General features: G+C 36.4%; 17 protein-coding genes. 15 read left to right on the top strand and 2 right to left on the bottom strand.

What is annotated here, in order from left to right:
- Window positions 1-197 precede the first annotated feature (197 nt).
- The gene (locus tag O0955_RS02365; protein WP_428982396.1) at window positions 198-1,817 is read left to right on the top strand and encodes a glycoside hydrolase family 3 protein; all 1,620 of its coding nucleotides are present in this window, start codon (window positions 198-200) and stop codon (window positions 1,815-1,817) included.
- A gap of 60 nt (window positions 1,818-1,877) precedes the next feature.
- Entirely contained in the window at window positions 1,878-2,075 is a 198-nt protein-coding gene (locus O0955_RS02370) for a hypothetical protein (protein WP_269425924.1), read from the top strand.
- A 47-nt stretch (window positions 2,076-2,122) separates the two neighbouring features.
- Here O0955_RS02370 and O0955_RS02375 read toward each other — a convergent pair whose 3' ends face one another.
- Complete coding sequence (locus O0955_RS02375) at window positions 2,123-2,656, bottom strand: thioredoxin family protein (protein WP_269425925.1); 534 nt, start codon at window positions 2,654-2,656, stop codon at window positions 2,123-2,125.
- A gap of 111 nt (window positions 2,657-2,767) precedes the next feature.
- Here O0955_RS02375 and O0955_RS02380 point away from each other — a divergent pair, with 111 nt between their 5' ends.
- The 11 genes from O0955_RS02380 to O0955_RS02430 all read left to right on the top strand — a co-directional run bounded on the left by O0955_RS02380 (window position 2,768) and on the right by O0955_RS02430 (window position 16,678).
- On the top strand, window positions 2,768-3,424 hold the full coding sequence (locus tag O0955_RS02380; protein WP_269425926.1) for a TatD family hydrolase: 657 nt from the start codon (window positions 2,768-2,770) through the stop codon (window positions 3,422-3,424).
- A gap of 43 nt (window positions 3,425-3,467) precedes the next feature.
- Window positions 3,468-4,262, top strand: a complete 795-nt coding sequence (locus O0955_RS02385; RefSeq protein ID WP_269425927.1) for a tRNA threonylcarbamoyladenosine dehydratase — start codon at window positions 3,468-3,470, stop codon at window positions 4,260-4,262.
- A 74-nt stretch (window positions 4,263-4,336) separates the two neighbouring features.
- A complete protein-coding gene (locus O0955_RS02390; RefSeq protein ID WP_269425928.1) occupies window positions 4,337-4,837 on the top strand; it encodes an endonuclease domain-containing protein in 501 nt (166 codons plus the stop codon).
- Between the two features lie 80 nt (window positions 4,838-4,917).
- Complete coding sequence (locus tag O0955_RS02395; protein WP_269425929.1) at window positions 4,918-8,136, top strand: UvrD-helicase domain-containing protein; 3,219 nt, start codon at window positions 4,918-4,920, stop codon at window positions 8,134-8,136.
- Window positions 8,137-8,143: 7 nt separating this feature from the next.
- On the top strand, window positions 8,144-10,999 hold the full coding sequence (locus tag O0955_RS02400; protein ID WP_269425930.1) for a PD-(D/E)XK nuclease family protein: 2,856 nt from the start codon (window positions 8,144-8,146) through the stop codon (window positions 10,997-10,999).
- A 140-nt stretch (window positions 11,000-11,139) separates the two neighbouring features.
- On the top strand, window positions 11,140-11,544 hold the full coding sequence (gene tnpA, locus O0955_RS02405) for an IS200/IS605 family transposase (protein WP_269425931.1): 405 nt from the start codon (window positions 11,140-11,142) through the stop codon (window positions 11,542-11,544).
- 34 nt (window positions 11,545-11,578) lie between these two features.
- Window positions 11,579-12,136 (top strand): GNAT family N-acetyltransferase, encoded by a 558-nt coding sequence (locus tag O0955_RS02410; RefSeq protein WP_269425932.1) that lies wholly within the window; start codon window positions 11,579-11,581, stop codon window positions 12,134-12,136.
- A gap of 21 nt (window positions 12,137-12,157) precedes the next feature.
- Window positions 12,158-12,514: a bleomycin resistance protein gene (locus O0955_RS02415; protein WP_269425933.1), complete on the top strand. Its 357-nt coding sequence runs from the start codon at window positions 12,158-12,160 to the stop codon at window positions 12,512-12,514.
- 196 nt (window positions 12,515-12,710) lie between these two features.
- Complete coding sequence (locus O0955_RS02420) at window positions 12,711-13,697, top strand: pyruvate dehydrogenase complex E1 component subunit beta (protein ID WP_269425934.1); 987 nt, start codon at window positions 12,711-12,713, stop codon at window positions 13,695-13,697.
- 190 nt (window positions 13,698-13,887) lie between these two features.
- Window positions 13,888-14,262: an iron chaperone gene (locus O0955_RS02425; protein ID WP_269425935.1), complete on the top strand. Its 375-nt coding sequence runs from the start codon at window positions 13,888-13,890 to the stop codon at window positions 14,260-14,262.
- Window positions 14,263-14,386: 124 nt separating this feature from the next.
- The gene (locus tag O0955_RS02430) at window positions 14,387-16,678 is read left to right on the top strand and encodes a Tex family protein (protein ID WP_269425936.1); all 2,292 of its coding nucleotides are present in this window, start codon (window positions 14,387-14,389) and stop codon (window positions 16,676-16,678) included.
- A 158-nt stretch (window positions 16,679-16,836) separates the two neighbouring features.
- On the opposite strand, the gene O0955_RS02435 is transcribed toward O0955_RS02430, so the two are convergent.
- Window positions 16,837-17,679, bottom strand: coding sequence for a hypothetical protein (locus O0955_RS02435; RefSeq protein WP_269425937.1), 843 nt, complete (start codon window positions 17,677-17,679; stop codon window positions 16,837-16,839).
- 364 nt (window positions 17,680-18,043) lie between these two features.
- On the opposite strand from O0955_RS02435, the gene rplM reads away from it, so the two are divergent.
- On the top strand, window positions 18,044-18,487 hold the full coding sequence (gene rplM, locus O0955_RS02440) for a 50S ribosomal protein L13 (RefSeq protein ID WP_010602007.1): 444 nt from the start codon (window positions 18,044-18,046) through the stop codon (window positions 18,485-18,487).
- A gap of 3 nt (window positions 18,488-18,490) precedes the next feature.
- Window positions 18,491-18,877: a 30S ribosomal protein S9 gene (gene rpsI, locus O0955_RS02445; protein ID WP_167297320.1), complete on the top strand. Its 387-nt coding sequence runs from the start codon at window positions 18,491-18,493 to the stop codon at window positions 18,875-18,877.
- Window positions 18,878-18,884 lie beyond the last annotated feature (7 nt).

Below are 18,884 nucleotides of genomic sequence, written 5' to 3' on the forward strand. Positions count from 1 at the left end.
TTCCAATGCTTTCATTTTCAAATATTTATTGTATAAAATCAATTACATGAACAGGTTTTTGCTTAATTGAGCTTTTGATTGTTAATTTAGCAAATTAGATAGACAACAAAACATACGTGAAAAAAAGATTATTTATCCTTGTTATTTTATGCTCTGCCGCCTTTTCGGGCTTTGCACAACGAAAAACTTATTTAGAAATGCTGGCTAATCAACCTAAATGGGTTGATTCTGTTTTTAATAAATTAAACCGCAGAGAACGTATTGCACAAATGTTTTTTGTGAGGGCACATACCAATTTGGGTAAGAAATATTCTGACTCCGTTGGAATGGTAATTAAAAAAGAACAACTGGGTGGAGTTGTATTTTTTCAGGGGGGGCCAGGCAGACAAGCGGCGGTAACAAATGCCTATCAAAAGGTAAGCCGCGTTCCCTTAATTATTTCAAATGATGGCGAATGGGGTTTAGGTATGCGTTTAGACAGTACCATTTCATACCCTTACCAAATGACTTTGGGCGCCATTCAAAATAAAGAGTTGCTTTATAAAATGGGTATTGAGGTAGCGAAAGACTACAAACGCCTGGGCATGCAAATGAACTTAGCTCCTGATGCAGATGTAAATAATAATCCTAAAAATCCGGTTATTAATTACCGCTCTTTTGGCGAAAATAAATATAATGTAGCTTCGAAGGTTGGAGCCTACATGAAAGGCATGCAAGATGGCGGTTTATTAACTACGCTTAAACATTTTCCTGGTCATGGCGATACAGATGTAGATTCGCACTATGATTTGCCTCAGCTAAACTTTAGCGCAACCCGTTTGGATACCTTAGAAATGTATCCGTTTAAAGAACTTATTAAGCAGGGTGCATCGGGTATTATGGTTGCGCACATGAATATTCCTTCTTTAGATAATACTCCAAATCTCCCTTCTACCCTCTCTAAGCCAATTATCACAGGTATTCTGAAAGAAAAATTAGGCTTTAAAGGTTTAATTATTTCTGATGCTATGGACATGAAAGGTGTAGTAAAATACTTTAAGAATGGTGAAGCAGATTTAATGGGTATTATAGCCGGAAATGATATCCTGGAGCTTTCTGAAAACAGCGACAGAGCCATTAAATTGGTCCGCAGAGCAGTAAGACAAGATAGAATCGATATGAAAGTTATTGATGAAAGCGTTCGTAAAATCTTAACTGCTAAATACTGGGCCGGACTTTACAAAAGAGATACCGTGGTTACTCAGGGCATCGTTTCAGCGTTAAACCGCAAAGAAAGTAATGCATTGGTGCAGGAGCTTGCCAATGCCTCGGTTACTGTACTAAGAGGTAAGGATTATATTAAAAATTTAATTCCAATCAGAAGAACTGCCATTATTAGTATCGGCGTTCCATCGGTAACCACCTTCCAGAAAGAGGTATCGAAAGGCTTTTATAATTCTGTTTATTACGTTTTGGATAAAGATGCCACTGCAAGTCAGATTTCTAATATAGCGAGAGAAGTTGGTGCTTTTGATCAGGTTATAGTTGGTATTCACGACAGTCGTTCAAGACCGGCGAATAACATCGCATTAAATGCAGGTGTTAAAAATTTCATTACGGAATTGTCTGGAAAAAAAGCTGTTTTTGCATTATTTGCAAATCCATATAATTTAGCTGGCTTACCGGGACTGGAAAAAAGCAGAGGTCTGATTGTAGCTTATCAAAAAGAAGATTATATGCAAATATCTGCTGCAGCAGTTGTAAATAGCAGATTGGTTCCAACAGGAAAACTACCGGTTAGTGTTGCTCCATTTTATAAATTTGGTGACGGTTTATAATATTTTTTCTAAAACAATTTTGCTCCGATAATACTTATCTTAAAATAAAACATAAATGTTATGGTAGATCCAAGAGATAACTATTCGGATGATCCGAATGATGCTTTACGCAGAGAAGATGGTGTGGATGGAATTGAAGAAATTAGTGGCGATGACATTAGCATAGAACATGATAAAAATAGGCTTGAACAAGCTGATGAGGCATCGAAACCATCATACGAATTAGATTTGGATGATGAAGATGATTTAGACGATTAACAAAAAAGCCAGGCAAATTGCCTGGCTTTTTTGTTAAATAGCTTATTTTATTTAGCCTTTGCTTTGTAAGTTTCAGGATTTACTGCCGTACTTGTCCAACCTTTTAAAAATGAGGTGATCTTTTTAACATCATGGCCTAGTTTTGCTTTACCATTTGCATCTTTTTCATCACTTTCAAGGTAAGCAGAGTTCTCAATGTGCAATACTTTTCCTTTACCATTTAAAATTAAGAAAACCGGAAAACCAAAACGTTGTGGGTAACCCAAGTCGGCTAAAACAGCTTCATTTTTATTTTCCGGGCTATAGTTTACCAAAACCGTTTCAAAATTATCGTTGATGTATTTTTTCAAAGTCGTCGTACTGTCTACCAGATTATGGAAAGCAATACACCAGCTACACCAGTTTCCACCCACCTGCAATAAAACATGTTTATTCTCTTTGGCAGCCTTCACAACTGCTGCGGCAATATCAGCCTTAGCATTAGCTTGTGGATTGTAAATATGAACAGCCTCCTTTTTTGCCTGTCCGAATGATGCAGTAGAAACAAATACCGCAACCAATAAAGTCAATATCGTTTTCATAATTTTTTAGAATGATTGTACAAAGATAATAAAGCCGACTATTTTTATAGATTATTTACAAATTCTTTACAGAGTAAATACATTTTCGCAAAAGCTTATCTTTGCACCGCAATGGATTTTTTAGACATACATACCCATAAGTCTGCTCAAAAAAAAGATGTAACCAGCATTCAAAGTTTATCGTTAACCAGCGATATTTTTCTGGCAATGCCTAAAACTAAGCCTATTTCTATTGGTTTGCATCCCTGGTACGCAACAATCGATAAACTGGAAACACAATTAAAGTATTTAGCAGTTTTAGCAAAACAGGCCAATGTAAAAATGATTGGTGAGTGTGGTTTGGACCGGTTGAAAGGCGAAACTATAGAAAATCAAACAATCATTTTGGAACAACAAATTAAACTTGCTGAAAGCCTGAACAAACCTCTTATTTTACATTGTGTTAAATCTTTTTCGGAGCTGGCTGAAATTAAAGACAGGCTTAAAGTAAAAGTACCGATGATTATTCATGGTTTTAATAAAAATGAAGAACTGGGCAGACAATTAATGGCTAAAGGATTTATACTTTCCTTTGGAAAAGCAATGCTGACCCCAAATTCTGGTGCAGCAAAATTAGTAGAATCAACTGATCATTTCTTTTTAGAAACCGACGATGCAGAAACAGCAATTGAGGAAATTTACGAAACCGCAGCGTTTTTGAAAAATTGTACTGTTGAAGTGCTTAAAGCTCGTATTTTTACCGATTGTAAAAACTTGAATTTAATATAACCATTCTAAGCTTGTCGAAGAATACAATCAAACACCATAGATTATGTCTGATGTTACCTGGCTTTCCCGCTCTGCCCTGCTTGTTGGCGATGACGGAATTGAGAAATTGCAAAGCAAGCACGTTTTAGTGATCGGTTTAGGCGGCGTAGGCTCTTTTGCTGCCGAATTTATTTGCCGGTCTGGTGTAGGCGAGATGACTATTGTTGACGGCGATGTTGTTGATCCGAGTAACAGAAACCGACAATTACCTGCGCTGGCAACCAATCATGGTGTTAGTAAGGCACAGATTATGCAAGAGCGTTTACTGTCCATAAATCCTGATTTAAAATTACAGGTGGTTAATGCTTTTCTTACGCCAGAAAAATGCCGTGAGATTTTGGAAGCCAGATACGATTATGTGATGGATTGTATCGATAGCGTAATGCCAAAAATTACCTTGCTTTCAACGGCATTAGAAAAAAATATTCCTATTGTAAGCTCTATGGGTGCTGGCGGTAAAATGGATCCAACAAGATTACGCATCACCTTGCTTCCGGACACTTATCAGTGCGTTTTCGCAAGTTATGTACGCAAAAGGCTAAATAAACTGGTTAATGCAGATAAGATCAAAACCGTTTTCTCCACAGAAGAAATGCGCAAAGATTCCTTAATTATGACCGATGGAAATAATTTTAAACGTTCTGCTTATGGCACAGTTTCTTATCTTCCCGCTGCTTTCGGAGGGGCGTGTGCATCCGTTGTAATCCGGGATTTGTTGGGTTACCCGATTGAAATGGCAGAACGTCCGGCGAGAATTAGTCATAAAGTTTTAGCAAAAAAGAAAAAGAAAGCAAATTAAACCAATTGTTAGTATCATCATTTCGGGAAAATTTTAAATTGTTGTAAGTTTAAAACACAATTCCATTTACCAAAATGCAACAATCTAATTACGGCCCGGCCAATTCTGCACCATCCAATTCCCCTCTCGAAGAGGAGTGTCTGCAATACGGGGTGTTAAAATATGGGCAGTGCACAATTAAGAATACGATAATCAAATATGCTCCTGTAACAGACCTACCCTACCAACCCCATTTAAAAGAAAGAGCAAAATCTTTAAGGCGGGCAGGGAATCTATCTGAAGTTCTATTTTGGATGCAGGTAACTAAAGGTAAATTTCATAAAATAGATTTTGATAGACAACGCGTAATTGGAAACTATATCGTTGATTTTTATGTTAAGAAACTTGGATTGGTGATAGAGATTGATGGATCAAGTCACGATAATAAAATCGAATATGATAGAATAAGAGAAGACTATTTAATCTCTTTAGGTCTAAAAGTATACAGGATAACCGTTGGAGATGTAATGAGAAATATGCATTTTGTGATCATTGGGTTGGAGAATTACATTATTACTGAATACGGAATGGAGTGATAAATATTAATTCCTCAAACACTAAAAAACACCCTGGTCTTTGACCACCCCTCCCGCAGAGGGGAATAAAAAAATAAAGTATGCCCAAACCCCTCAAAATTCTTCAAGCTTCTGCCGGTTCTGGTAAAACATTCAGTCTTACTGCACATTACCTTACGCTGCTGTTTAGCGGAGATAATAAATACCTGGAAATTTTAGCCGTAACCTTTACCAATAAGGCTACCGAAGAAATGAAGTCCAGAATTTTAGAGGTGCTTGTTGGTTTGGCAAAAGGGAGTCCTTCAAAAAAAATAGAAGATTACAGAAAATTAATTTTAGTTGCCTACCCTCTGCTAAGCGCACCAGAACTTCAATCAAAAGCCGATAAAATCTATCGCAAAATCCTGCATGATTATAGCCGGTTTTCAGTAAGCACTATTGATGGTTTTGTACAGAAAGTTATCCGCGGTTTTGCTTTTGAGCTGGGGTTAAATGCCGATTATAATTTAGAAATGAATTATGATAAGGTTAAAGACGATTTGGTTAATAAACTGGACGAAGCTTTAAATGATAATAAACAGCTTTTACAATGGATTATTGATTTAGCCATTGAGCGCATCAGCGATAATAAAAGTTGGAACTATAAAATAGAACTTTATAACCTGATTGGAGAAATCTTTTCAGAGCGGTTCCAGATTTTTGAATCCGCAGTCGAAGAGCTTGGTCTTGAGAATATTGATGAACTTTTTAAAAAGTACATTAGTGTTACTAAAGATGAAATTAAAAATTTCGAAAATGAGATTATTCAACTCGCAACAGATGCGCATGATGCTTTAAGTGTTTTAGGAGTAGAAAACGACCATTTAAAGGGAAAGTCGAGAAGCCCTTTGGCTAAAATTATATTGGTTGCCCGGGGAGATTTTTCTAAAATCGAGCCCCTTTTCAATTATATAGATGAGCCTGATGACTGGTTTCAAAAAAATGTAAGTTTTCCTGAAGCTTATGAAATCGTAAATCCGATTTTACAAAAGATTAAAACACATTATCTGGCACATTTACCGAATTATGGTTTGGCCATCGCTTTCAATAAAAACCTTTATTATTTAAGGCTAATGCAGGAAATTGCTGTTTTACTTAAACAATATCGGGCAGAAAACGATAACCTGTTAATTAGTGATGCACAAAAATTAATCTCCGGAATTACCGAAGATGCAGGAGATAATCCTTCCTTTATTTGGGAAAAAGTAGGTAACCGGTACCGTAACTTTTTATTTGATGAGTTTCAGGATACCTCAACCAGCCAATGGGGAAGTTTTAAATCCCTTTTAACCAATGCCATTGCAACACCCAGTCAGGATTTAACCGACCATTTAATTGTTGGCGATACCAAGCAATCCATTTACCGGTGGCGTAATGGCGACTGGAATATTCTGCATAAACATGCCAAACTGGATGTTGGTGTACACAATGTGATAGAAGAAAGTTTAGAAGAAAATTATCGCAGTGCGGAAAACATCATCACGTTTAATAATTTCCTTTATCGTTCTATTCCTTTAACCCTGCAAAATGAACTGAATCAAAATTTAGCTGGCAAGCCCGAAAGCATTTCGACCTGGTGGAATGAGCAGAACTACAGTCAGATTATTACGGATATTTATGCCGGTTCAACTCAAAATTTTGCCACCAATACCTTAAAAGGGGGCACCATCAAAATTAAAAAATTTGGTAAAGATCATGCACCAAACGAAGCTCGTTTTACCGAAACTGTTTTCAGAGATATTGCTTTAGATGACATCATTGCAGAAATTTTTTACCTGAAAGATGAACAACACTATGTCTTAAAAGACATTGCCATTTTGGTGCGGTCTAATAGTGAGGCTTTATTAACGGTTCAAAAATTAATGGAGCAAAAATTGCCCGTTCTTTCCGGTGATGCCTTATTAATTTCGAACAACTCAGCAGTTCAGTTAATTATCAATACTTTAAAAACCTTAATCGGCTTAGATGCTCAAACGGCGTTATATAAAGCAAATTGTATTGCGCTTTATCATTCCCTGCATGATAAAGAAGCAAATGCTAGCCATTATTTGAACCTCAACAATGTTTCATTAAGTACTTTGGCTAAGGTTTTACCACAATCGCTATGCGAAAATTGGCAATCCTGGTTACAATTGCCCCTACCAGAACTGGTCGAAATTTTAATTGAAGCTTATAATTTAAAAGACCTTAGCCAACACCTGCCCTATTTATTGGCGTTTAGAGATTTAACCGCAAACGCTGGAAAATTAGGCGAAAAAGGTATTATTTCTTTTTTAACCTGGTGGGATGAAGATGGGATAAAAAAATCCCTTCCATCACCTGAAGGTGCCGATGCGATTCAGATTATCACCATTCATAAATCAAAGGGCCTTGCTTTCAGGGCCGTTTTTGTCCCTTTTTGTAACTGGGAAATAAAAGGTAAAGCAAATGCTACTTTCTGGGTTTCATCTGAAGAAACCGTATACAAAGAACTCCGTGGCATCCCTTTGAAATACAGCGAAGCCCTGGCCGATTCTTCTATAGCAAAGGCATATTATGAAGAACTGCTTTATAACAATATGGATGCTTTAAACATGCTTTATGTAGCCACAACCCGTTCAAAAGATTATCTGTACATCGCCACAATGGCTAAAAAAGAGTTGAAATTATCCAACATGGGCGATGTTATAAATCTCACTTTCGAAAATGACTTTGATGAAAGCGGCGTTTATGAAATTGTAGATTATGTAACCAATGAAAGCAAACCAGAAGAATTAAATTTCATTAATTTAAAAAGCTACCCAACCACTTCACGTTTGTCTGAACTGTATATTCCTTCGGAAGAAAAGCATTTAAAACATTTGGTTAACATCGAAAAATCGGGGCGCAAGGGTTCTTTATTGCACGATATTCTGGCCAGTGCGAGTACCGAAAAGGAAGTGACCGATTATACCACCAATCTGGTATTGCAGGGAATTATAAAAGAAGAAGAAAAACAAAATTTAATATCATCTGCTTTGGAAGTGCTGAACAATCCTCAACTTAAAACCATTTTGAGTAAAGCGACAGAAAGCATCACCGAGAAAAATATTATAGATGTAAATGGTAAACTGCATCGGCCAGACCGGGTTTTAATCCATGCAGATGAGGTTATTATTCTCGACTATAAATTTACTTTGGAAGAGAGCGACAAACACATCCAACAGGTTGATAATTACAGAACATTGCTTGCCGAAATGGGCTATAAAAACATCAAAGGCTATCTTTTTTATGCCATAAATGGCAAATTGAAATTAGTATAACATGCAGATGAAACCTTTTTTACAGGAAGTTGCCGAAGATTTAATTACCAGATTTGGTTCTCAGCTAGAAAACTGTGCCATTGTTTTTAACAATAAACGTCCATCGGCTTATTTGCAGAAACATTTTGCAGATCTAATTGGAAAACCTTTTTTCAGCCCGTCATTTTTTACCATACAGGAGTTTTTCGCCAACTCTACCAGTTACAAAATCGCCGATTTTTATCTGCAATTTTTCACTTTACATAAAATCTATAACCAACTTCTGGCAGAGGAGAAACTGGAAAGCATTTCCAGTCATAAATTTTTCCCTTTAGCTAAGATTATTTTAAGCGATTTCAACCAGATTGACAGCGATTTGGTTGATGCTGAAAAGTTGTATCGCGATTTGGAAGATATTTCCATCATCAATAAGGATTTTGATTATTTAAGTCCTGAACAATATCAGTTTCTTTCACAGTTCTGGACTTCTTACTCAGAAGGAAAGCATAAAAAACAGCAGGAACTATTTATAAAGATGTGGCGTAGAATGCCCAAACTTTATCATAAGTTTCAGGCTACTCTAAAAGAACAGGGCTATTTAACCAACGGTTCGGTTTATCGTCATCTGGCCGGTGACATTACCAACCACCAGGAATTTATATCCAACTTTGATAAAGGAAAAATAATATTTGTTGGCTTTAATGCGCTGAGCCGTGCCGAAGCCAAAATATTTACTCAATTACAGGAAACCGGTAAAGCTTTGTTTTATTTTGACGCTGATAGCTATTATTTAGATGATGTTTCGCAGGAAGCGGGTTTATTTTTAAGAAAAAACATTAATCAGCTGGGCTTAAAAAATGTATTTGCAGAGCAGGAAAGTCTGATGAAATCGGCCGGTCATCATGTAAATGTTTTCAAAGTTCAGGGACAATCTGCGCAAGCAAAAATTCTGAATAATATTTTAGAAGAAGATTACATCGATTCGGAAACGGTAGGTAAAACAGTAGTGGTTTTAGCTGACGAAAGTTTGCTGATCCCGACTTTACAAACCATTCCAACTAAATTTAAGGATAAAGAAATTGACCTGAACGTAACGATGGGTTTCGCTCTGTCCACATCAAGTATTTTTGGGTTGGTTGATTTATGGTTAACCTGTCAGCTTGAAATTTTGCACCACGATAAGGTAACTTATAAAAATGTTGAAGCTTTTTTAACGCATCCATTAACTGGTTTAAGCCAGAAAATGCGGGAGAAAATCCAAACGGCCTTATTAAACGAAAACGAAGTAGAAATAGACCATAAACGGCTATTAAGACAAAATGGCTTATTTGAAGTTTTTTATAAAAAAATTGATAACCCACAGCATGTTGTTACCCATTTATTAGATGTGCTGGATTTCGTGCTGACCAGATTATCAAATGCTAAAACCCTTAAAAAAATAGATGCAGAACTTTTTGTAAAAACCATTCAGGAGTTAAACCGGCTGCACGATACTTTTAGTAACCACATTGGTAAAGAAGAAATTCCATTTGTTATTTATCTTGTTCAAAAGTCACTTCAGTCCATTGCTGTTCCCTTGGCCGGCGACCCTTTAAACGGCATCCAGGTAATGGGATTGCTCGAAACCAGGAATTTAAATTTCGATAAGGTTGTTATTCTGGGTTTTAATGAAGGTATTATTCCAAAATCATCTATCGGTAATAGTTTCATTCCGGATTCTATTCGTCGGGTTTATGGTTTGCCCGTTTTAGAAAACCTCGATGCCATTTCCTCTTATATGGTCTATCGGTTAATGCAAAGGGCAAAGCACATTAATTTTGTTTACAATAGCCTAACCGATGAATCAACCTCTGGTGAAGCCAGCAGAATTTTAAAACAGCTGGAATATGAAAGTGGGTTTGATTTTACCTACCATGAGTTAAACCTCGATATAAAAACGGAGCCTTTTAAAAACGTTCAGATTGAGAAAACGGGTAATGCTTTTATTCAGGAAACATTACAGAAATATCTGGATAAAAAGAAAATACTTTCGCCATCCGCATTAACGCAATACATTTCCAATCCGATTGATTTTTTCTTTAATTATATTGCCGGGATTAAAGAACCCAAAGAAATCAGTGCGGTTGTTGAGGCTAATGAAATCGGATCTATTTTGCACAAGGTGATGGAATATTTCTATCAGGATTTACGAAATGCAGAAATTACCGCCGATCGTATTAATGAGCAGCGAAAAAAAGTTCCTGCATTTATCCAAAAGGCATTCAATGCCATCATGTTCAACCATCCTGATAAGATAGTGGAATATAAAGGCATGCAAAAAGTAATTTTGGCTATTGTTGATGCCTATGTAAACATTATCCTGAATCAGGACATTTCGCAAACACCTTTCAATATTATTAGTTTAGAGCAAAAAGTTGAGGCAGAAATTAGTTTCCCGCTAAATGGCAAGGAAGAAAGTGTAAAAATATTCGGTTATATCGATCGTGTTGATGTTAAAGATGGGGTTACAAAAATCATCGATTATAAAACAGGGAGTGACAAACTTACTTTTAAAGATGTAGACGAACTCTTTAATTCGGACGGGAAACACATTAATAAGGCTTTAATCCAAACTTTACTTTACACCTATGCTTATGAGCAGTTTTCGGGTAAAACCTGTGTAGAACCAAATCTTTATATTGTAAAAACAATGAGTAATGAAGGCATTTGGTTTAAAACTGGCAGACAAAATTTATCCGGCGATTTCCTCGAAGAAATTAAACCTCAGTTTTTGGCCAGATTAAGAGAAAAACTGACTGAGCTTTTCGGTGCTCCATATTTTAAGGCCAGTGAGGTTCCTGATAATTACAAATATTCAATTTATAAAACCCTGTTTGGGAAATAGTTTTGGCTAAAGCCAATTGTTTTCCTAGCATTTAGTATTCCGCCAATAAATAACTGGCTCTCTGAATCCATTCATTGCAGTCTGCTTTAGCTGACTGTTACAAAAAAAACATTACATTGGCTTTAGCCAAAATATAAAATATGTCGTATGTAAAAATTTGGGTTCATTTAGTGTTCTCAACCAAAAACCGACATCCTTATTTAACAAAGAACATCCGTTATAAACTTCAAAATCATATTATTGAAAATTGTAAAGAGAAATCCATTTTCTTAAAAGCTATCAATGGTTATACAGAACACATACATTGCTTAGTTTCGATGGGGAAAGAACAAAGCATTGCAAAAATTGCCCAGCTCATCAAAGGTGAATCAGCTTATTGGATTAATAAAAATCGCCTAACCCATGAAACCTTTATTTGGCAAGATGATTATTTTGCAATTTCTGTTAGCGAATCGAACATAGAAATTGTAACCAATTATATCAAGAATCAGGAAAACCATCATCGAAAGAAATCATTTGATGATGAAGTGAAAGAATTTCGCTAATAAATATAAATTTGGGCTACAAAAGGAATAACAAATGCTAAATCTAAATTTCACCCAATTTCCAGCTTTAGAAACCCATAGGTTAATCCTTCGCGAGCATGCACTACCTGATGCAGACGCCCTATTTGCTTTGCGCACCAACGAAACGGTTATGCAATATATTGACCGGGAAAGACCAAAAGACTTATCAGAGATCAAAACTTTTATAACCAGCTTTAATGAAGGTTTTGAAAAGGGCGATAATTTAGCCTGGGTAATTGCGCTAAAAGAAAATCCGGCACACATGATCGGTTCTATAGGTTATTGGCGAACAGATTATGCCAATCACCGGGCAGAAATTGGTTATATGTTGCACCCGGATTACTGGAGAAAAGGAATTATATCTGAAGCACTAATTAAAACCATTGCCTTTGGTTTCGAAAACATGAATCTTCATTCGATAAAAGCTAATATTAACCCTGGTAACGATGCTTCCAGGCAAATTTTAAAGAAACATGGCTTTGTTAAAGAAGCTTACTTTAAAGAAGATTATTATTTTAAAGGACAATTTTTAGACAGTGAGATTTATGGTTTGTTAAATCCAAATCATTAATTTTAAATAGAATTTAAAACTATGCTTAAAACTGCAACTCCAATACTGGCTTCCCTAAACGCTGCTGAAACCATAAAATTCTATACAGAAAAATTAGGTTTTACTTTTCATAATAACTGGGATGGCTATTTAATTCTCAGTAAAGATGAAATCGGCCTTCACCTTTGGCCAACCGATGATGAAAGTGTTCCCAAAAATACGGGATGTTATATTTACGTAACTGAAGTAGATAAGCTTTATGCAGAGTATGAGGCCCAGGGTGTTGTACATCCAAACGGAAAGCTAAAAAATATGCCATGGGAAATGCGCCAGTTTTCTATTTTAGACAATAGTGGAAATATTATTCATTTTGGAGAAGATATTTCGAAAAAAGCATAGGCTTTAATACAAATACCATTTCAAAAACGCAATTACCCAATATTATTTTTCCTTTTAGTTTATAATCAAAAAAAGCCGCCCAAAAAACCACTAAAAATCTTCCAAACTAACTATAATTATTACAAAACACACGCATTATTGCCTTTGGTTTCAAAGCGATTAATAATTATATTTGCCGCTGTTATTAAAATTTACAATGAGAGAAATCCAATTTAGAGAAGCACTACGCGAAGCCATGAGTGAAGAAATGCGCAAAGATGACCGCGTTTTTTTATTAGGTGAAGAAGTAGCAGAATATAACGGAGCATACAAGGTAAGTCAGGGCATGCTTGATGAATTTGGTGCTAAACGAATTATTGATACCCCAATTGCCGAATTAGGTTTTGCAGGTATTGCAACTGGTGCCGCAACAGCTGGCCTTATTCCAATTGTAGAGTTTATGACATTTAACTTCTCATTGGTAGCAATCGATCAGATTATCAATGGTGCGGCTAAAATTTTATCAATGAGTGGTGGTCAGTTTTCTTGCCCTATGGTATTTCGTGGCCCAACTGGTAACGCAGGTCAGTTAGGTGCACAGCACTCACAAAACTTCGAAAACTGGTATGCAAATACACCAGGATTAAAAGTGGTTGTTCCGGCTACTCCATACGATGCCAAAGGTTTATTAAAACAATCTATCATTGATCCGGATCCTGTTATTTTTATGGAATCTGAAGTAATGTACGGCGATAAGGGTGATGTACCTGAAGGCGAATATTACATCGAAATAGGTAAAGCAAACGTAGTAAAACAAGGAACTGATGTTACCATTGTAACTTTCGGTAAAATGTTAACCCGTGTAGTAAACCCTGCTGTAGAAGAATTAGCAAAAGAAGGAATTAATGTTGAAGTAATTGATTTACGTACCGTACGTCCTATCGATTATGCAACCATTATCGAATCAGTTAAAAAAACCAACCGTTTAGTTGTAGTTGAAGAAGCATGGCCATTGGCATCACTTTCGGGTGAGATTGCTTTCAACGTACAAAAAAATGCATTCGATTATTTAGATGCACCGGTATTGCGTATTACTTGTGCCGACGTACCACTTCCATATTCTCCAACTTTAATTGCAGCCAGCTTACCAAATGCAGAGCGTGTAGTTAAAGCCGTAAAAGAGTCTATGTACGTTAAAAAATAATTTGTCATTCTGAGCATAGCGAAGAATCACATTAAAATATAAAATCCTCTAAGTTTAAAATCTTAGAGGATTTTTTGTTTTCTTATAAAGCATTTGTCATGCTGAGGCACATAAATCAATTCCTGAAACACCTTTTTAATTGCTAAAAATCCATCAAATAATTTTATATTAGGTTATAAAATAACTTTAAATGCTGACTGCAAAACCTAAAAATTTTGAAGAATACATCTTTTCCTTTCCTATAGAAACACAAAAAATATTGGAACAAGTACGTACAGCAATAAAAAAAGCTGCTCCAGCGGCCGAAGAAGTAATTAGCTATGGTATGCCGGCTTTTAAGTTAAATGGCATGCTGGTTTATTTTGCCGGTTATAAAAAACACATCGGCTTCTATCCTATGCCCGCAGCATTAATTGCCTTTAAAGAAGAACTTTCCGGTTATAAATCTTCAAAAGGGGCAGTACAGTTCCCGATAGGTAAACCTATGCCTTTGGCTTTGATTACTAAAATCGTAAAATTCAGGGTAAGCGAGAATCTTAAAAAAATTCAAAGTCAAGACCAGTAACAAGCCATTAATTCTATCTAAGTTTAACAACTTACTCACAAAATCCGGTGGAAAACTTCATTTCAAAAATCCTGATTTATCATAAATCCTGATTAGATTTGCCTCCCTTAATTTTAGAAAAAAAATGCAAGCTCATCATAAAACCATCGCATCTGAATTAAAAGTTGCGGAAAAACAAGTCACTGCCACCATCAATTTATTGGATGAAGGTGCAACTGTTCCTTTTATTTCCCGTTACCGTAAAGAGTTAACCGGAAGTTTAGACGAGGTACAGGTTGCAGCTATTCGTGATAGAATGCAGCAATTACGGGATTTAGATAAACGCCGTGAAGCGATTTTAAAATCGATGACTGAGTTGGGTAAACTTACGCCTGAATTGGAAAAGCAAATTAACGAAGCCGAAACCATTTCCCTTTTAGAGGATATTTACCTGCCGTACAAGCCTAAACGAAAAACCAGGGCCAGTATGGCAAAAGAAAAAGGTTTGGAGCCTTTAGCTTTACAGATTTTTGAGCAAGGCAGTTTCAATTTAGAAACTACAGCCGATCAATTTATAGATATTGAAAATGGTGTAAGCTCTTTAGATGAAGCTTTAGCAGGCGCCAGAGATATTATTGCTGAAATGATTTCTGAAAATGCGGAAGCCCGTACCAAAATGCGTCATTACTTTCAGGAAAAAGCCGAATTTAAAGCCGAAGTAATTAAAGGCAAAGAGGAAGAAGGCATAAAATATAAAGATTATTTCGAGTGGACTGAGCCTGTAAAAACAGCAGCTTCACACCGCGTACTGGCTATGCGTCGTGGCGAAAAGGAATTAATCCTTCGTTTGGATGCACTCCCTCCGCAAGAAGACGCCATTTCTATTTTAGAAAATCAATTTATAACGGCTAATAATGCAGCCGCTAAACAAGTTCAGCAAGCTTTAGAAGACGGCTACAAACGCTTATTGGAACCCGCAATGGAAACAGAGCTTCGTGTTTTAACCAAACAGAAAGCAGATGAAGAAGCCATTCGGGTCTTTGCAGAAAATGCCCGCCAATTATTATTAGCCGCTCCAATGGGACAGAAAAATGTTTTGGCTATCGATCCGGGTTTCCGTACTGGTTGTAAGGTAGTTTGTTTGGATAAACAAGGTCAGCTTTTAGAAAATACCGCTATTTACCCGCACACCGGACAAGGCAATGTTAAAAATGCAGAATTTACCATAGAACAACTTTGCAAGAAGTATGATATTGAAGCCATTGCCATTGGAAATGGAACTGCTGGCCGGGAAACTGAAGCTTTTGTGCGCAGTTTGAATTTACCCCACGTTACAATTGTGATGGTTAATGAAAGTGGCGCATCTATTTATTCGGCGTCAGAGGTAGCCCGTGAAGAATTTCCAACTCAGGATATTACCGTCCGTGGTGCAGTTTCAATTGGTCGCCGCTTAATGGACCCACTGGCTGAACTCGTAAAAATTGATCCAAAATCAATTGGTGTTGGACAATATCAGCACGATGTTGACCAAAATAAATTACAACAGAGTTTGGATGATACTGTAATTAGTGCGGTAAATGCCGTTGGTGTTGAATTAAATACCGCATCAAAACAAATTTTGGCGTATGTATCTGGTTTAGGCCCAACCTTAGCACAGAACATTGTTGACTATAGGAATACCAATGGAGCCTTTAAAAATCGGGAGAGTTTGAAAAAAGTTCCCCGCTTAGGTGATAAAGCTTATGAACAGGCTGCGGGTTTCTTACGCATCCGCAATGCCGAAAATGTTTTAGATACCAGCGGTGTTCACCCGGAACGTTATGCAGTGGTGGATAAGATGGCTAAAGATTTGGGCACAACCGTTTCTGCTTTAATGAAAGATACTCAGTTGCAAAAGCAAATTAAATTGCAGCAATATGTTACTAATGAAATCGGCTTACCAACCCTAACGGATATTTTAAAAGAGTTGGCGAAACCAGGTCGTGATCCGCGTGAACAGTTTGAGGCTTTTAGTTTCACAGATGGTGTAAATTCGATTTCAGATTTAAGAATCGGTATGAAATTGCCTGGTATTGTAACCAACATTACCAATTTTGGTGCTTTTGTTGATATTGGTGTTCATCAGGATGGATTGGTGCATACCAGTCAACTGGCAAACCGGTTTATTGCTAATCCAAATGAAGTGGTTAAAGTACATCAAAAAGTAGAGGTAACGGTTATGGAAGTTGATGAAGCCCGTAAGCGGATTTCTTTATCCATGAAAACGGAAGAAACACCAAGACCAAAAACGGAAAGAGAAAAACCAAAAGACAACAGACCGAAACAGGATTTTAAACCGAATAACCAAAAGCAAAATTTTAAGCCCCGAAATGAACCTAAAGATGCTGATGGTGATTTACAAGAGAAACTGGCCAAACTTAAAGGCATGTTTAAATAATCAGGTACAGAGCCGCTAAGTTTATTATGGTGTCTTCAAATTAAAATCCGTGCAATAATACAGCTAACTTAAAATGAGCAGAAACATTTGAGGTCGCAATTTGCGACCTCAAACCACCAAGAAGTGAAACTTATTTTCCTAATATTTTTACAGAGTTATCAATCACATTGATATTTGAAATTGTAAACCGAATTCCAACTCCCTCTAATATAGTTTGGAACGCCCGGATTAATTTCAGCATAGATAGTACCTATCTTCATTGAAGTAATTTTGCCTTCTGAATCCCTGGTGTGGAGAAAAGAATATGAAAATGAGTATCCTGAGCCATAATTTTTAGACATACTGGTTTGCTTTACCGAACTTAATTGATTTTTAGAAGTTTTACCAAAGAAACCAGGAATAACCTCATTAATTTCCAGGTAATAAAGCGGGTTTGCATTGCTGGTCAAATCAATAGCAATATCATTAGTATAAGTATATTCTAAAGTTTCTGTATTTCCGTTTAACGAATTAACACCCGTGGCCTTTATCAAATTTCCATCTGCATAGTTAAAAGTATAGCTCATCTGACTGCCTGAATAAGAATCTGTCTTAATTAGGCTTGAAAGATATCCATCTGCATTATATGCCAGATTAGCTTTAATCGCACCATTATAGAACTCTACATAAATAACCCTGCCTTGCCCATCTAACTTATAAATCCAATCACCGTTATATTTTGTTTTAAGGGTTAATTGAGTGGCTGTAAACAGAACCGAGAAACTTCTAAAGGCACTATCCTGAGTACTTATAATACTTTTTATATTACTTTTCTCATCGTAATTCACTATTGCTGAACCAGTATAATATGCGGCATCCGTTTTCTTTTCCGGATTAAAAACCATATCAGCGGAAACTATCCGACATTTCTTTTCACTTGTTTCATCAACTGGAAGTTTTTCTTTATTGCACGAGGAAAATAATACTACTGCGAAAAATAAATAATAGAAAGCGTGTTTCATGCTGTAAGTGCCTGGATTTTAATTCAACCTCTAAAATATTATTTTTATCTAAATAATGTATATTGTTTATGCAATTTTGCATCTACCAGCGATAGCTCTGTTCTAAGAATTCATCTAAATCGGGCAGCTTCAATCAGATTGCCACAGCAGTGCATTAAGCGCCATAACAATTCTTAAACAGCAGATAAAAAATCATTAAATCCCTTACCAATTAAGATGCTGTAAATAAATACCATAAATAGTCCCTTAAAAACACTAAACTTTTTTCAATCAACTATTTGATAATAAAAGTATTCTATCTATCTTTGCAGTCCCGAATTTTATGGGGTAATAAATAATTGTTTAATAAATTAAATACAAGCAAGTGAATACGTTAAGTTACAAAACTGTCTCGGCCAATGCTAAAACTGTAAACAAACAGTGGATTGTAGTTGATGCGCAAGGCGAGATTTTGGGGCGCTTGTCATCGAAGATCGCTATGATCATCCGTGGTAAAAACAAGCCTGAGTACACCCCACACGTAGATTGCGGAGATAACGTTATCGTTATTAATGCAGACAAGGTTAAATTGACAGGAAACAAATTCAGCGAAAAGCAATATGTTTCTTATACTGGTTATCCAGGTGGTCAACGTTTTATTTCTCCTAAGGAGTTAATGGCGAAACACCCTCAACGTGTAATTGAAAAAGCAGTAAGAGGTATGTTACCTAAAACTAAATTGGGCAAAAAATTGTACACCAATCTTTTTGTTTATGCTGGTGAAACTCATCCGCATGCAGCTCAATCTCCAAAAACCATTAAACTTTAAGAAATGTCAGTTACTAACACTTCAGGAAGAAGAAAAACAGCTGTTGCACGTATCTACTTAAAAGATGGTGCTGGCGCAATTACCGTTAACGGTAAAGATCACAAAGTATATTTCCCTACTTTACCTCTACAATATATCGTAAACCAAAGTTTAGAAGTTTCTGAGCTTGTTGGCCGTTACGATATCACTGTAAATGTACAAGGTGGTGGTATCAAAGGACAAGCAGAAGCTGTTCGTTTAGCTATTGCTAAAGCGATTGTTGAACTTGATGCGGAGAAAAAACCTGCATTACGTGCTAAAGGCCTAATGACGCGTGATATGCGTATGGTTGAGCGTAAGAAACCAGGACGTGCTAAAGCTCGTAAGAAATTCCAATTCAGTAAACGTTAATCACAGG

The organism is Pedobacter punctiformis, from assembly GCF_027213715.1.
Classification (GTDB): Bacteria; Bacteroidota; Bacteroidia; order Sphingobacteriales; family Sphingobacteriaceae; genus Pedobacter; species Pedobacter punctiformis.

What these genes read in the sequence shown, in the direction of transcription:
- O0955_RS02365 (WP_428982396.1), top strand. Translation starts at nt 198, where the DNA reads ATGCTGGCTAATCAACCTAAATGGGTTGATTCTGTTTTTAATAAATTA.
- O0955_RS02370 (WP_269425924.1), top strand. Translation starts at nt 1,878, where the DNA reads ATGGTAGATCCAAGAGATAACTATTCGGATGATCCGAATGATGCTTTA.
- O0955_RS02375 (WP_269425925.1), bottom strand. Translation starts at nt 2,656, where the DNA reads ATGAAAACGATATTGACTTTATTGGTTGCGGTATTTGTTTCTACTGCA.
- O0955_RS02380 (WP_269425926.1), top strand. Translation starts at nt 2,768, where the DNA reads ATGGATTTTTTAGACATACATACCCATAAGTCTGCTCAAAAAAAAGAT.
- O0955_RS02385 (WP_269425927.1), top strand. Translation starts at nt 3,468, where the DNA reads ATGTCTGATGTTACCTGGCTTTCCCGCTCTGCCCTGCTTGTTGGCGAT.
- O0955_RS02390 (WP_269425928.1), top strand. Translation starts at nt 4,337, where the DNA reads ATGCAACAATCTAATTACGGCCCGGCCAATTCTGCACCATCCAATTCC.
- O0955_RS02395 (WP_269425929.1), top strand. Translation starts at nt 4,918, where the DNA reads ATGCCCAAACCCCTCAAAATTCTTCAAGCTTCTGCCGGTTCTGGTAAA.
- O0955_RS02400 (WP_269425930.1), top strand. Translation starts at nt 8,144, where the DNA reads ATGAAACCTTTTTTACAGGAAGTTGCCGAAGATTTAATTACCAGATTT.
- tnpA (WP_269425931.1), top strand. Translation starts at nt 11,140, where the DNA reads ATGTCGTATGTAAAAATTTGGGTTCATTTAGTGTTCTCAACCAAAAAC.
- O0955_RS02410 (WP_269425932.1), top strand. Translation starts at nt 11,579, where the DNA reads ATGCTAAATCTAAATTTCACCCAATTTCCAGCTTTAGAAACCCATAGG.
- O0955_RS02415 (WP_269425933.1), top strand. Translation starts at nt 12,158, where the DNA reads ATGCTTAAAACTGCAACTCCAATACTGGCTTCCCTAAACGCTGCTGAA.
- O0955_RS02420 (WP_269425934.1), top strand. Translation starts at nt 12,711, where the DNA reads ATGAGAGAAATCCAATTTAGAGAAGCACTACGCGAAGCCATGAGTGAA.
- O0955_RS02425 (WP_269425935.1), top strand. Translation starts at nt 13,888, where the DNA reads ATGCTGACTGCAAAACCTAAAAATTTTGAAGAATACATCTTTTCCTTT.
- O0955_RS02430 (WP_269425936.1), top strand. Translation starts at nt 14,387, where the DNA reads ATGCAAGCTCATCATAAAACCATCGCATCTGAATTAAAAGTTGCGGAA.
- O0955_RS02435 (WP_269425937.1), bottom strand. Translation starts at nt 17,679, where the DNA reads ATGAAACACGCTTTCTATTATTTATTTTTCGCAGTAGTATTATTTTCC.
- rpsI (WP_167297320.1), top strand. Translation starts at nt 18,491, where the DNA reads ATGTCAGTTACTAACACTTCAGGAAGAAGAAAAACAGCTGTTGCACGT.